Here is a 15,151-nt window from a genome sequence, read left to right as displayed (position 1 = left end):
TCATTTCGGTTAGCTATTCAGTATTGTGATTATTTCATTTAGGGAGGTTTGGGCCTCTTTCATTACAGGTAGTAAAGGCCAAATATGTGGCATGTTCTTTCCTTCAATAATTTCATGATTAACTTTAGCTTTAATCAGTTTTTTGACTGCCAATTTTTGATCTGGATATGTAATGTCATTTTCTGCAAGAAAAAGTATTGTTCTAGGGAAATTTTCGAAACTTCCGTATAACGGTGAAATCATTGGATTTTTCAAATCATTGGTTTCGGCACACATTTTTTTAGCACTCAATATGCCTTTTTTAGAAATCATTGGGTCAATATTGTCTACTTTTTCAATTTCAGGATTAGACATTGTGGCGTCCATAACTGGTGATACTAGAATTATTTTACTAGGTACTTCTATATTTTTTTTAACTAGGCGTTGCATTAAACTTATAGCTAAAGTTCCACCTGCGGAATCTCCTATAATAGTAATTTGATTTGGCACATAGGCTTTTAATGCTAATTCATAGACTGAATCTATATTTTCTGATATAAATGCTATTTTATTCTCTGGCGCTTTAGGATAATTACACATCCATATCTTATAATCCGTTTGTTGTGCGATTTTTTTAATAGTGTCCCAGTGATGTTGTGCTGGACCAGAAATAAAAGCACCTCCGTGAACGAATATCAATAGTTTTTCATTTTTTTTGATTAATCCTACTTCATGAATTACGGTATCTGAAACTTTAAATTCCCGAAGTAAATTAGTTTTAAAAAAAACACCTTTCGGATGATATACATCCTCTTTTCTAATTTTGGTATAATCGATAGGGTCTTTACTAAAATCTCTTTTAAGACCTTTTAGTTTAATAACTAGTAGCGTAATATAGTAGGTTAAGCTTTGTTTCATTTTAATTTTATATTTTTTTATTTAACCAAAACATTGTTAAGTTCATTAGCATTTTTTTTAGACGATACTTGGTAAATGAACCACATATAGAAAGTACGCTAGTACATTTGTAAATAGGCTAAAAACACGCAATTAATTATATACGTTATTAGTTATTGTTTATTTCAGATTCTATAATTTACCCATTTAACTTGCCAATTCTTTTCAAGATGTTCTCCAGTGGTAAAAAAAAATTATTATAAGGTGTTACATATGGGTTTCCTTATCCATAATTATTGATTTTTATATTCAGTTTTTTAGTATTTGTCCGTTCGCCTTTTTCGTCATTATAGCTAATCATTAAGTCAAGTTCGTTTCCAATTGAAGCAAATATTAGGTAATCTCCTTTAGGCGAAACATATGGCGTGCATTTTCCTAATTTTGAATTTATTCATGTACTTAGATAATGGCTTTTATCCTCGATATGACATGTAACAATCAATAAAAAAAACTGTCTTTTGGATAGAACTCAAGTCTTATTTCCAAACCTGCCTACCGGCAGTCAAGAATGGCAGAACCTCTATGTTTGATTATGAAACTGTTTCTTTTATTTTATGCTCATTTTTGTCTTTACGCAAAATTATCCAAATTAGACTTGCAGAAATTAAGGTCCATAAGGTAAAAACCTTTTCGAAATTAGTCTTAGCGAATAAATTTCCAATAGTATTCAACACGAATAACACCAAGAATATCCATAACGCAATATTGACAATTTTCATTGGTATAAACTCTCTTATATCTCTCCTTTTCATAAGTTAGGATGGCACATAAAAAAAGATTTATTAATATCGATATAGATTCAAAAACATACATCTCAGCGTCAGTTTTAAGCCTTCCTCCCCATGTTATTTCGTATGGAACTATTTTTAGAACAATACTTAGATGAAATAATATTACAGATATTAGCATCCATAACATTACTTTAATGGCAGTTTTTGAACTCATTCTTTTCTTTCTAATAATGTCACACTACAGCACTGATATAAGGTGAACGGCATGTTTTGTTTAATCAACTAATTGTGATAGGGCAAACAATTGATTATAAAAAGTTTAATATGCCTGCCTAATTTTGGTTCTTGCCTTAGATTTAAAATTTGTAACCCATTGAAATTTGAAACACACTATTTTTAATATCTGGATTTTCTACAACTGTTGTTATGCTATAATTATATCTAATTTGGGCGAATAGGTTAGAATTAATATTGTAAGCAAAACCTATATTAAGTCCGAAATCAAAACTTGAGGCATCTACATCAGCATCAGGAATTGAGCTATCATTAAACTCAGCTTTATCATTAACTAAAAATGATAATTGTGGTCCAGCTTCTAGACTAAATTTTTCAGTTACATAATATTTTGCCATCAATGGTATTGCCAGATAGTCTACTTTAATTTTTACAGAATTTTCAGCTTCTGAACCTTGTCTGGAATACAATAATTCTGGTTGAAGTGAAATTTTTTCAGTTATCTTAAATTCGGCTAGTCCGCCAATATGAAAATCAAATAAATTATTTCGACCTACATCACCTCCAGTAAAATTTGAAATATTAAGACCTGTTTTAAACCCAATATCAACATTTTGCGCGTTGATTAAATTGATGATTCCGAACATGGCAATAGTTAATGGAGTAATAAATTTTTCATAATAGTTTGTTTTTTAGAGACCTCTCCTAAATACCTTTGAAGGATATCACTTAATTAAGCATTTATTGTTGTTAAATATGTTTTCAAAATTAGCAATACAATAAACCTTAAATATTAACTTAAGTTAATATTTAAGGTTTATTGAAATAATTTAATCCTGTGCTTTAACGCCTAGATATTTATGTCACATTTTTTGATTGTGTGCTGATATATTTTAATCTAGCTTTATCAATGCGTCTTAATAAGATATTTTATCTGCTTTAGATAGTCGGTTATAATCATTCAAAAAATAAAAGCATGAATGCAACCTATTTCCAGTGGATTGAAAACAAATTAGTCAAAACCTTGATGAGTCTAAATACAGCGTTTAATTTTAGACTAATAAGGATGTCACCTATGATTTTAAAATACGTTGAATAAATTTGAATAGATTTAAATCAAATTGTACTGTTTTGATATACCTTTCTTATATTTATATTGCGAAAGCATCAAAACGCTGTTAAAGGTGCCTTAATCGGTGTCCTGCTTTGATATATTGCGATAAAGTATTGGTTTTTAGGGATATAGGAATAGGGTGTTAACTCTGTCATCCCGACCAAGCGATAAAGTGAACCATGTGAATGGTTCACTTTTTTGATTACAAAAGTGTCAAAAACATAGTTTTTGTAAACGATTGGAATCAAAAAAGTGAGAAGGCGTTAGCCTTCACTTTGTCATTTGCACCGAGGGTTTATTAGGATTATCTAAATCCTTTTATGTCCTGCTTATGTAAGCGATTGGAATCAAAAAAGTGAGAAGGCGATAGCCTTCACTTTGTCATTTGCACCGAGGCTTCATCAGAATTATCTAAAACCCACTTTTATCAATAAAACCTTTATAAAGGGCTTATTTGTCTTAAATAGCATTTTATTTCCTAATTGCTTATATTTCATTTATATGTAAACAAGTCGCAAGTGTAGCATTAATCACACACGATTTGTTCTTTGGATAAGAAGCCACAAATGAAAAATATTTTTCCGTTTTTAATTCTACTGGGTATCACTGTTTTATTAGGATGCTCAAGTTCAGAAAATTCAGTAAATAATGATTCTTTAGGTGAAATAGACACCGTTGAAACACCAAATGATAATAGTATACCAGATGAAGTCTTTAATGATGATATGCGAGATTTATCGCCCAAAGAATTTGTGCTGGACATGGGTTCTGGTTGGAATTTGGGTAATACTCTAGATACTGAAGATGTAGATAAGACAGCATGGGGAAATCCCATTACGACAAAAGCAATGATTGATGCAGTTGCTGAAAAAGGATTTAAAACTTTAAGATTACCTGTTACTTGGCGGTTTCATACAGGCGATGCGCCAGATTATATTTTAGAATCTGACTGGTTAGATAGGGTAGAAGATATTGCAAACTTTGCTTTAAGTAATGAAATGTATGTCATCATCAATGTCCATCATGACGATGAGTGGATCATACCTACGTATGAAAATGCACCAGCAGTAAAAGATCGATTAACAAAAACATGGACACAGATAGCCAACAGGTTTAAACCTTATGGAGACTATGTATTATTTGAAACTTTAAATGAGCCACGCCACGAAGGGTCTCCTGAAGAATGGGAAGGTGGTACTGCCGAAGGTCGAGATGTTGTAAATCAATATCACCAAGTAGGCGTTGACGCAATTCGTGCAACAGGTGGCAACAATGCTGTTCGTAAAATTATGGTTTCTACTTATGCGGCCGGCACTGGTGACAATGTCTTAGAAGATTATCTAGTTCCTAATAATGATGAAAATATAATTGTATCTATTCATAGTTATTCCCCTTATTTATTCTCTTTAGCGGGTACTGATCCAACATGGGGTACCGATACTGATAAAGCGGAGCTAACAGAAGAATTCAACATCATTCAAAATAAGTTCAATAACGAAGGTAGGGCAGTAGTAATGGGAGAATGGGGCTCTACATTTGCAAATAATGTGGCAGATCGTTTAGCACATGCAGAATATTATGCTGAATTATGCGCTGAGCGCGGTATTTGTCCCATTTGGTGGGACAATGGTAATGCCGATGAATTTGGTCTTTTTAATAGGAACACATTAGAATGGGTTTACCCAGAAATTGCAGACGCTATAGTCAATGCTACAAGGTGATGGTATAATCAGAAAAAGATTTTGACATTTAAATGTTATATGTAAAGCTTAAGCCTTTTTTTAAATAGAGCAAGAACATATACCAACAAATATTCTAACTCCGTCGTTTCTTCTCAACTCCCTGTTTACGGCTTTCGTACCCGCTATGTAAAGGCACTTCTTTAAGAGGGATTGCCCCGGCCTCTTCCATTTTATCAATAATAATTTCAAGATCTTCATCAGCCAATAAGGTTCTTATTTGGTCAATATTATCGCACCATGTTTCTTCTTCATTTTTATCGAGACTCGGCGATCTTTCGTTACTTCGGCTTTCATCAGCTACCACACGTGCTTGTATTCGGCTGAGGTTTGTTGGACTCATAATTTCAACTCCGTAAAGTGAATTTGATTCCTTTTTAACAACTAGGCGCCCGTCTTCAACCCAAGCAGTTTGCATATTATCATTTATAGTATATCCAGCTTTCTCTAAGGAAGATGTAATGGCAATTCTTCTTGCTTCTACAATTTGGCTTTCAGAGGTATTTTCATAAAATGTTCGGGCCTTTTCTGCTGTTTCTAATACAAGATCAAGTTCTAAAGATTGAAGTGTTTCTGTCCATTTTGGTACAAATTTAAAATCTTCGCCAAGTGATTTTATTAGGAGTAAACTATTGTTGAGGTCTTCACGAGCTTCACGAAGTGCAAGTTCATTTTTAGTAAAGTCCGCAGCATCTATAATAAGGGAATCTAATTGCACCTCATAATTAAAATCGTTGGCATCAAGTTGTCCACAACGATCAATTAACTCCTGTATTTTTACTTGAGACATTTCATGAACGTACATTTCTTTGAGCGTGTCTTCTAGTTTTTTAAGGCGAGATTTGGTTCTTGGTAGTTTGGCTTTCCAGTCAGTAACCAATAACATACTTTCGCCTTCAGACAAACGCTCCTGTAATTCCAGTTGCTCCTCAGATAACGCGTCAGCCTTGGAAATTGATTTTTGTAGCAGTTCATATAAGTTATCTACTTGTGACTTATATGTTTGTAAATGACTTTTTGTTAGGATACTAGGAGCATCAAAAGGGGCAAAAACAATTTTTTTTTCTTTCGAAAGCGCTTTCAACTCATTATGGGTGCTTTTAAGTTGCCTAAATCTATCCCAATCTGAAGTTCTTTCGCTGGCGACTTTATGTTTAAGTTTCTTAAGTTCTGCATTTAAGTAAGCTATCTGCTGCGGTACTTCTTGCTCAATTTGTCGGTAATCATCTATTGTTAATTTGGCATAATGTTCATGGGTTTCTAGAAGCCCTTTCTCCAAATCATTATCTAATAGATTATTTTTTTGAGCATAATCTTCAGTTCGTTTTAAGGCATGTGAGAGTTTCGTGAGCCATCGATCTTTTATAATTTGACGTTCTTGAGGTGTAACAATACGTACTACTTTAGGTCCGCTCATGTATTTTGAATAAGTGCCAATTCAATGGCGTTTTTTAATTTTAATTGCTCCTCTTGTGTATTCTCAAGCCACTGATAAGAGGTGGTTCTGTGAATATGTGGAATAGACCTTTTTAAAACTTTAGGTCGCCACAATTCTCTATAACGAGCCTGCTTTAAAAGACTGTCATACGGGGCGTCACATTCTATACCCAAAATAAAATGACCACGTTTTTTGTCTCTAATGGCAAGGTCCATATAGAATACGGAGTTCTCATTATCTTCTACAGTTTCATACCCTAAGCTTTCAACGAATGCTTTAACGATATTTTTAAATCCGTCATTTCTAACCTTTGTTATTTGCTGATGATCACTAGTAGATAAAAGACGTAAAGTTTTGGTAGCAATATCTATTTGCTCGTTAGAGTGTATTTCCGCGTAGTTAAGATAGGTTTGTATATAGTCCCGTGGTTTAGAGGCTAGTCTACCTGTAGACAAAATATCTGATATTGCTTGGGTAGGCATAGAGGTGGCAATTACCACTTTGTTTCTTGCTCTGGTAATAGCCACATTAAGACGGCGTTCACCACCGCGATGACCTAATGCACCAAAATTACGACGGAAAGCACCTAAAGGATTAATACCAAAAGTGGTACTGAACAAAATCATATCTCTTTCGTCTCCTTGAACATTTTCTACATTTTTAACAAAGAAGCCCATGTCTTCTCCATCTTGCTGCTTATTTCTTGCAATGGTAAGCGCACGACCAAAAGTGGCATTTTCTGCAGCGTATTCTTCAATAGTATCTTCTATGAGTTCCGCTTGTTTTTTATTGAAGGTAACAATACCGGTGCTTTGTCTTTCAGCTTCGGGTAGCGCCCAATGTTCGGCTAAATATTCAATTAGTGTATTTGCTTCTGCAACATTGGTTTGTTCGTCATAGATTCCGTTAACACGAAGAACTTCAATAGGCTTTACCACGGCAATTTCTTCTTTAGGGTGATATGCAGGAATATGTAGCATGGCATCATAGAATGCATAATTGGAAAAATTGATGAGCGCCTTGTATTTTGATCGATAATGAATTTGTAGGGTAGTGGTAGGCAAAACTGTTTTAGCCAGTGATAAAAGATCCGGACTGTCTTTCACTTCTTTCTTATTCCACGCATCTTCATAATTTTCAAGCTCCTCTTCAGAATGGTCTTCGTCAAGTTCTGCCTGATCTAGTTCATCATCATTCTCTTCTAATTTTTTAGTGAAAAATCCTGTTGGGGGCATTTGTTTTTCATCACCACTTATTATCACCCGTTTTCCTCTATAAAGTGCAGGTATGGCATGATCCACTAGCATTTGCGATGCCTCGTCGAAAATAACAACATCAAACATACCGGCTTGTAGCGGTAATGCCTGAGAAACCACTTCTGGATTCATAAGCCAAACAGGTCTTAATTCTAATAGGCCTAAAGGCTCACCTTCCGAAATAAATTCACGGAGTTTTTTGTAATTCTTACCTCTTAATCTGGTAATACTGTTCCATGCGGTTTGCGATTCTATATCATCAAAATTATAGTTAAGGGCTAAAATATTCCGATTAAGCACTTTCATTGCCTCTAGATTTTCTTCTAGATCACTAATTTTATTTAGTACCTCACTCTCGGCCATAAGCATAGATGGGTAAGACTTTTCTATACGCTGCTTCCAAGCCAATAAACCTTCACGATGTAGTGAAGTGGCAATGATAGTTGACCATTTTTCCTGAGAAAAACTAGATATTTCTTTTTCGTAGTTTCTTAGAACTGCGAATATTTCTATGAGCTTATTTTTAGACGGACTGTCATTGAAGCGTATTCTGAATTTTTGATAGAAAACAAAAACAGTCATATCAGCAATGATATTCTCCATTAGGTCTAGGTCGGTGTCGTTTTGCACTATTGCACCATTAAATGCTGAGACGGATTCTGGTGTTAACCATTTTTCTAGCACCTGTAACTTTTCAATAGATTGTTGCCTGTTTTTATAACGTTTGCTGGCACTTTCTAAAGCAACTGAAAATTCTGTATACCCATTTTCATTTCCGGTTTCTAAAACTATTCTTGCTTCTTCTTTCGCTGGGCAGCTTCTTAAAATGCGTACTAATGAGCTGGCTTGTTCAAGTTCACGCGCAGTTGATTTTATGTCTACGGCTAGTCGTCTTGGTTCTTCTATAACGAGCGAATTGGTTTTTAGCTTTACCAGATGTTGGGCATATTCATTACGGTAAGCTCTAAAATTGTTCTCATGGCTTACTGCAGTTTGTAATTCTCTAACGGTTTTTTCGGTTAATTGAAGATTGTGCTTATTCGCTACTTTTTTAAGTTGCGATTTAGATAGCCAATAGAAAGGATTGAGCACTTTTAAACTAGAAGTGCTCAAGTAGGTAGCACAAGCTTTATTTAATTTCAATACTTTTTCATCATCTAAAGAATCAAAATATTGAGCGAATCGGTCGTCTTGATAATTAGAGATGAGCTGTTCTACTTGCGCTAATAAATTGAGTAGTTTATCATGAATATCATCGCCTATAGAACGATTATCAAATTCATCATAAAGAAGGTCTAGCCAGAGTTGACTTTGAGAAGCCTGCGGTTTTGATACATTAAGTAATACTTCTTTATTTTCAGTTAACCATTCACTATAATGGGCGGCGTTTGGGGTGTCTAACTTTCCAGAGGTTTCTTTAATGAATTGTACACGCTCTTTCTCTGCTTCGTAAAAGGTCTTTAAGTCATTGTTCAATACATTTTCTGTAGTGCTGTCAAAAGAAGTGACTTGTAGGTTTTGAAGATGGTTGTTTTCATATTTAGACGGAACCCAGTCTGTTATTAAACTACTTATTTCTTCAATATGGATGTTAAGCTTATTTCTAGTACTGTTTTCAAAAAGCATTCTCAGCTCTGGAACTTCAATGTATTCTTTAGAGGTAATATCAATTAATTCTGAAAGTACATTGCGATAGCTTAAACCAGAAGTTTCATCTACAAGATGAATTTGATGCGATAGTACATCAAGATTAGTCTCTATTCGATCTATTTTTTTACCTAAATTTTCGCGTTTCTGAGCAAGGTTATCTAATGTATTTTGATTGTAAGGTTGAGAATAATAATGCGCTACTTGTTCTCGAATACCTTGTATGATGGGTTGGCGGTCTCTTGCTAAGTCTGTAATCAACAAAGCTCTCTTTTCTAGACCTACAGCCTGTAATCTTTTTAGAATAACTTGTATTGCAGCTCTCTTTTGAGAAATGACCAATACTTTTTCTTTACGACCAATACAATCTGAAATAATATTTACAATGGTCTGACTTTTCCCTGTACCTGGTGGACCTTCTATTACAATACCTGGAGCTGTTCTACTTTTTAGTACGGCATTATCTTGAGATGGGTCAATTGCCATTGTAGTGTAGCGGTCATTTTCTGTACTATCGGCAACCTGTTCTATAATTTCAGGTTCAGATATTTTTAAGATAGGCTCCATTGACGAACCTGTATGCGGTAATTTTTGTAATAGTCTTAAGTCTTCACTAATAGCCTGACCTGTAAAATTAGCATTAAAGAATACTGCAGATGCATGAAGCTCCGTTCCAACTTCATCTCTTTTAAAATTAACGCTAGGGTGGGCGGCAAGCTCGTTACTCTTGGCAGGAAAACATGCGCTAAAAGCATCTATAATTTCAGAACTATGCAGAGATTGTCTCCCAAGAATCTCACGGCTAATTTTTTCTATTTTTTTGTAACTATCAGGATCTAATGTATTTGCAAGAGCAGGATTCAGTCTTACTTCACCTTGGGCATAATCAAAACTTATTTTTAGAGATGTAGTTGCCCGTGAGCTAAAGTCTAGATGAACGGGCCATAATAAAATAGGCATTATGCGCGGCCTGTGGGTCATTTTCTGTTGTGCGATCAAAAAAGGAAAACCCATAAAGAGGGAATCTAGCCCCGTATCTCTTTTAAAATTGGCAGCTTTAAGCAGCATTCTTCTAGTGCGTCTTGCTAATAGTGCATTCTTATTGAAAGCCAAGGGGTCTACATTTTCAGTACCTGTAGACCTTTTAAGAATGTTTTGAACAAGTTTTTCCGTAGTTTTTAAACTTGTACCCAGTTCATTTAAATCTATACGAGCAGAGTGTTTTGATATGATTAACCTAACCAACGGTCCTCTAGAGGAGGCATAAACAACCTTTTTCTCAAAATGACGTAACAAGCTAGAGCCGTATTCATGTTTTGGAGGGGCGATCCATTGATTCTTGGGTACAGAAAGACACAATACCGAAGGTATTATGGGTAATCGTTTTTCAATTCTAAAACGATCTGCCCATCTATCTAGCGCTTCATTATTACAGCGAGAGAAACCTTCTAAATGGTTGTTGAGCATTTCAAAAATCTCTAATCTATACTTTACAAGGCATGCTTCATAAAAAGGAATATTGAGTTCTAGATCATGCTTTTTTGCAAGTTTTTTCGTTTTATTTAAAAGTTCTTCAAGTGTAATAAACTGATCACGATTGGCACTTAAAACAAGTATCATATCTTCTTCCCGCACACGTAGATTACTCATGACATCTGAGAGTCCACCATTATGAGCATCGGGGTAGAGTCGGCGTAAGAAATCTAATTCAGACTTAAGTTTAACTCGAGAAGAACTAAGGCTGTAGATTAAAAACTTATCGTTGTCTAATTGAATTGCCTGATTTTTGGCTTTACGCGCAATGTTAGCTTTTCTTTCTTTAAGTTGTGTAAGCCACTTTTCTCGTTGGATACTTGCCAGATAATCGGGCACTTGGCTTTCAACAAGTTTGATAGCTTCTTTTGTATTCCCCATTAGCCATGCCGGGATTACGATCTGTCCACGCCAAGTTAACGGTAATGACTCGTTTAGAACCATTAAGGCTAGGGGGTAGCGCCACTCTAGCTCAATGTCTTCTTTGTTTCTAAGATTACGTACGGCAGCAGATTTTTGGTCATTACCAAGTACTTCACTTACCCAACTTGCAAGAGAACCAGAATTAAAAAGCGATAAGCCTTCTTCCCAATGTTCTTCTTCGGCAGCGGCCAGTGCAAAAAAAGCAACATTGGTGTAGCTTTCAGAACCTAACGTAATCTTCTTTTCTTTTTTTGTAGTTGTTGTATGCTGTTCTACAGGAGCTAAGACCTCTTCATTTTTGAGCCATTTATCAACCTGTTCCCAATTCCAACGTTTAACTGGGTCTCTGTAAAGTAATCCCTTAAGTAAAAGTAAAATGCGCTTATCAATAGAAGGCGGAATATTCACACCCCTAGTGATTAAATGTATCATAAAGGCTTTGTCATTGATATTGTCAAAGAAAGCCCCTTTGGTAATGTGCTCAAGAACGATCATACCTAAACTCCACCAATCTGAAGCAGGACTAATGCCACCAATAATAGCTTCTGGTGCGGTATATCTTGTGAGTTCAATAGGGGTGTCGGTATCTAGGTCATAATCAGACAAACGTGCAGAACTGTAATCTATAATTACAACATCAAAATTTTCAGAATCTCTAAGTAGTAGATTTTTAGGACAGATATCGCGATGGCGAATACCAGCCTTAGAAAAATCGTGTATTGCTCTGCCAACTTCATCTACTAATTTTTCAATTTTATCAAGCTCTAGGTAACCGAGTTTATCTATGGACCCACCATCTATACATTCGGAAACTTCAAAAAAGCGACCGTTCCATTCGCCAGTTTTTATAAGTGTGGCAATATGGTCGCTATCCATTTTATCCAATACCTTATAAATACTTTTGTCGGGCTCGCTATTTTCAAAATATAAGGTGAGAAAGTACTTTTTACCTGCTGCATCTTTAACAATAAAACACTCTTTGGTAGTGCGTTCTGCTTGTACTGTTTTTACAACTTTATATTCGTCTATTTGCTTAGCATTATCATTTTCTTGTGGTACGGAAAGCGTTTCAATATCTGCGCCACATTCCATACACATAAAATCATTTGGCTGTACTTCGTGTCCGTTAGTACAGTGGCGTGCATTAACAACCTCAGGGGTATTTTCAATTTCTACCTTGCCGCCCTTTGGTGTTTGGGTAACGTTCATGAGCAGCCAACTACATGTGGCATCATTCACCGTATTTTGGCAGTACATTTCTTGAACCGAGCGTTCACTATCACAAGCGGGGCAGCGTCTTACAAATTCCATAACTATTAATTTTTAATCACTGCTTGACTGTGAGATAGGGTTACATTATTTTCTTTACTTGCTTGAGTTATCTCATTCATTCCGTCAATGGGTATGCCTGCCATCCATATAGTCTCTGGGGTTATATGAATATCTAGTTTTTTTTCTATGGGTTGTTCTAAGTACGTAGTAAATTCACTTTTTCCTAACGCTGTTAAAAAATTCACTTTTTGATTGTCACTACCAAGAAGCCTTTTGGTCTGATTTTCTTTGTGGTCATAAGGCTCAGAAATTAAAACATCTATTAATCCGCTTTGTACAAGTTTTTTATCCTTCAAAACATCAAAAGAATATCCACTATAAATCAATATGCTCTTGTTATAAGAATTTAAGAATACAAGTAGTTCTTTTAGTGCATTTTCTTGGTCAAAAGGTTCGCCACCAGTGATGGTAATTCCGTCACACTGCGGTAACCAAGCTTTTAAAACTTGCTTTAAATCATTAATAGCTACTTTGTTAATGTTAAATTGCCAAGTATCCATAGAAATACAACCTTCACAGTGTATAGAACAGCCTTGCAGCCAAATACCTATCCGTTTTCCAGGCCCTAGTGTTGTAACGGGATAGTGCACTCTAGATATATGAATATCCATAAAGGTTATTGTTTTTGCAGGGTGATAGTTGTGCCAGTATTATCTACGGTAATAGCAGTAGCTTCCAAAACATCATTTGGTGAAGGGTCAAGACTAAAAAGAGAGCGGGAAATAGGGGTAATGAAGTGATATTCTATTTTATTTCGAATACCTCTACCACCATTACTTAAGTCTTTTAAGGCTAATCCTTTGAGACTCTTTTTTACAGATTCGTCTAGATTCAGGGTGATATTTAGTTGCTTTTGAATGGCCTTTAAATGATTATCAAGCATCATATCAAAAATCATCTCGCCAACATGTGGTCTTATGTAGTCAAAAACGATAATATTATCACCAATACGATTTAGAAGTTCAGGTCTGTTCAGTTCAAACTTAAAATAGTTCTCTATTTCATATTTAATTTTTTCTTGAATGGTTTCAAAGGGATCTTCATAAGAAGTATGCGCTATACGACCACCAGTAGCTGTTTTCTTGTAAATACCAAGGTTAGAGGTAAAAATGATAAGTGTTTCTGAAAAATATACTTTATCACCACGACCACTGGTTAGAACCCCATCATCAAGGATTTGGAGAAATTTATCTAATATTCGCGGATGTGCTTTTTCAATTTCATCAAATAGAAGAACGCTAAAAGGTTTTTCGCGTACTGCATTGGTCAATTCACCACCAACATCATAACCCACATACCCAGGAGGTGCGCCTAAAAGTCGCTGATCAGAATGCTCTGCGCTGAACTCAGACATATCAAAGCGTATGTACGCATTCTCATCTCCAAAAAGCAAGCTGGTCAATGTTTTTGCCAATTCCGTTTTACCAACACCCGTTGGTCCTGCTAAAAATACTACACCTCTAGGTCGACTATTTCGTTTAGAAGAACCCACACCGGTAATAGCCCTTTTAACAATATCCATTATATGTTGCACGGAATGATCTTGCCCTTTTACACGGGTTTTAATAAAGGTTTCTCCCTGTACAATTTTCTCTCGGTCAATATTGATCCAAGGATCTTCTGTAACCCCAACTTTGTATCTACGTACTGCATCGGCAATATGGGTGATAGGTATAGATTCTGCCCTGGTAAGCTCAATTATCGCTACAAGGTCTAAAAGTAATAGACCTTCAGTTTCATTTACAAAATCGGTCACAATTTTATCTACATCTTCATCCTTTTTTCCAAAACCCTGTATCAATGTATCTACAAGTCTTCTACGTACAATGTGGTCTGGTTTTTCAATGGGAATGTGACGTATTTTAGGATTGTTTACCACCATCCAATCAGGTAGATCACCTTCTTTATCTACGATCCAAATTACCGAATTGTAAAATGGACAGGGAGGAGTACCGTGGGGTCTTGTATTTGTGGTTTGTGAAAGTACGTTTGCAAGACTAAAAGTATCGTGTTCCGCTTTTACCAAACTTTCAGGATTCATAAGCAGTTGCGATGCAAAATCTACAATCAATGCAATAGGACTTTCTTTAAAGTTGACTATAGATTGAAGTACTTTATTAAAAGTATCTAGGTTATTAAAACTAGCGGGACTGCTTAGCGGTATGTTCAGTTTGTTGAACAGGGCTTTTTTCTCATTGGCGTTCCCGGTAAAAAAAGGAATATCAAATCCGTCTAACGGATTGTAGTACAATACTTGGGCGTACCCTAAACTTTTGAGTTCAATATCTATTGCATTTTCTAGCCGATGCCAGTTGAAACCGCCAAAACCATTGTCAATAAGTTGTAAGTCTTTGGTGTTTCCAGAAAGTATAAATTGGCTCTTAAGTGTAACAAATCTTCTAAGGTCTTGTAGCCATCTTACTTTGGTATCTTTCATATATGTTTGACTTGAAATTTATGAAGCTGTATAAAAGCTTTTTAATTGAACGATATCAGTTGTTTAATATTTTAAATAAAAGACAATTACAACTACGCCGAGTGTACTCAAATATAATTGATTCTATTTGAAAATAGTTTGTGTAACGTAGTATTTAGGTTACGTTTTTGCGAAAGTGAAAAACAGTACAGTAATAACCAGTTAGAAGTAATCCACCTAATCAGGTACTGAATATGGCTTAATAAAGTATAAATAGTGGTGAAGGAAAATACTCTTTACTACGTTGTATGATTTTGGAGTCTCGCTAAATTTAGATAAGCGTTAAATACAA

8 protein-coding genes are annotated in these 15,151 nt (G+C 35.3%); 1 reads left to right on the top strand and 7 read right to left on the bottom strand.

Features of this window, described 5'->3' with window-relative positions; genetic code table 11:
- Positions 1 to 9: 9 nt before the first annotated feature.
- From UH1x_RS01710 to UH1x_RS01700, 3 genes are all read right to left on the bottom strand, one after another.
- Positions 10 to 897, bottom strand: coding sequence for an alpha/beta hydrolase fold domain-containing protein (locus UH1x_RS01710; protein ID WP_482624632.1), 888 nt, complete (start codon positions 895 to 897; stop codon positions 10 to 12).
- 569 nt (positions 898 to 1,466) lie between these two features.
- Positions 1,467 to 1,688: a hypothetical protein gene (locus UH1x_RS01705; protein ID WP_482624630.1), complete on the bottom strand. Its 222-nt coding sequence runs from the start codon at positions 1,686 to 1,688 to the stop codon at positions 1,467 to 1,469.
- Positions 1,689 to 2,023: 335 nt separating this feature from the next.
- Positions 2,024 to 2,548 carry a porin family protein gene (locus tag UH1x_RS01700; RefSeq protein WP_482624628.1) on the bottom strand — a complete coding sequence of 175 codons (525 nt, stop codon included), beginning with the start codon at positions 2,546 to 2,548 and terminating at the stop codon, positions 2,024 to 2,026.
- 1,033 nt (positions 2,549 to 3,581) lie between these two features.
- Between UH1x_RS01700 and UH1x_RS01695 the strand changes: the two genes are divergently transcribed.
- On the top strand, positions 3,582 to 4,736 hold the full coding sequence (locus UH1x_RS01695; RefSeq protein ID WP_482624626.1) for a glycoside hydrolase family 5 protein: 1,155 nt from the start codon (positions 3,582 to 3,584) through the stop codon (positions 4,734 to 4,736).
- Positions 4,737 to 4,830: 94 nt separating this feature from the next.
- Here UH1x_RS01695 and UH1x_RS01690 read toward each other — a convergent pair whose 3' ends face one another.
- From UH1x_RS01690 to UH1x_RS01675, 4 genes are read right to left on the bottom strand one after another with little or no spacing between them, the layout of a single operon-like run.
- Positions 4,831 to 6,171, bottom strand: a complete 1,341-nt coding sequence (locus UH1x_RS01690) for a hypothetical protein (RefSeq protein WP_482624625.1) — start codon at positions 6,169 to 6,171, stop codon at positions 4,831 to 4,833.
- Positions 6,168 to 12,362, bottom strand: a complete 6,195-nt coding sequence (locus UH1x_RS01685) for a protein kinase domain-containing protein (protein WP_482624623.1) — start codon at positions 12,360 to 12,362, stop codon at positions 6,168 to 6,170. The genes UH1x_RS01690 and UH1x_RS01685 overlap by 4 nt, the downstream gene beginning before the upstream one ends.
- Positions 12,363 to 12,367: 5 nt before the next feature.
- The gene (locus UH1x_RS01680; RefSeq protein WP_482624621.1) at positions 12,368 to 12,994 is read right to left on the bottom strand and encodes a 4Fe-4S single cluster domain-containing protein; all 627 of its coding nucleotides are present in this window, start codon (positions 12,992 to 12,994) and stop codon (positions 12,368 to 12,370) included.
- Positions 12,995 to 12,999: 5 nt separating this feature from the next.
- Positions 13,000 to 14,820 carry an AAA family ATPase gene (locus UH1x_RS01675; RefSeq protein ID WP_482624619.1) on the bottom strand — a complete coding sequence of 607 codons (1,821 nt, stop codon included), beginning with the start codon at positions 14,818 to 14,820 and terminating at the stop codon, positions 13,000 to 13,002.
- Positions 14,821 to 15,151: the final 331 nt, after the last annotated feature.

The organism is Maribacter sp. UH1 (assembly GCF_056839145.1).
The sequence above is the reverse complement of the archived record's forward strand: the minus strand, read 5'-3'. Positions and strand labels throughout refer to the sequence as shown.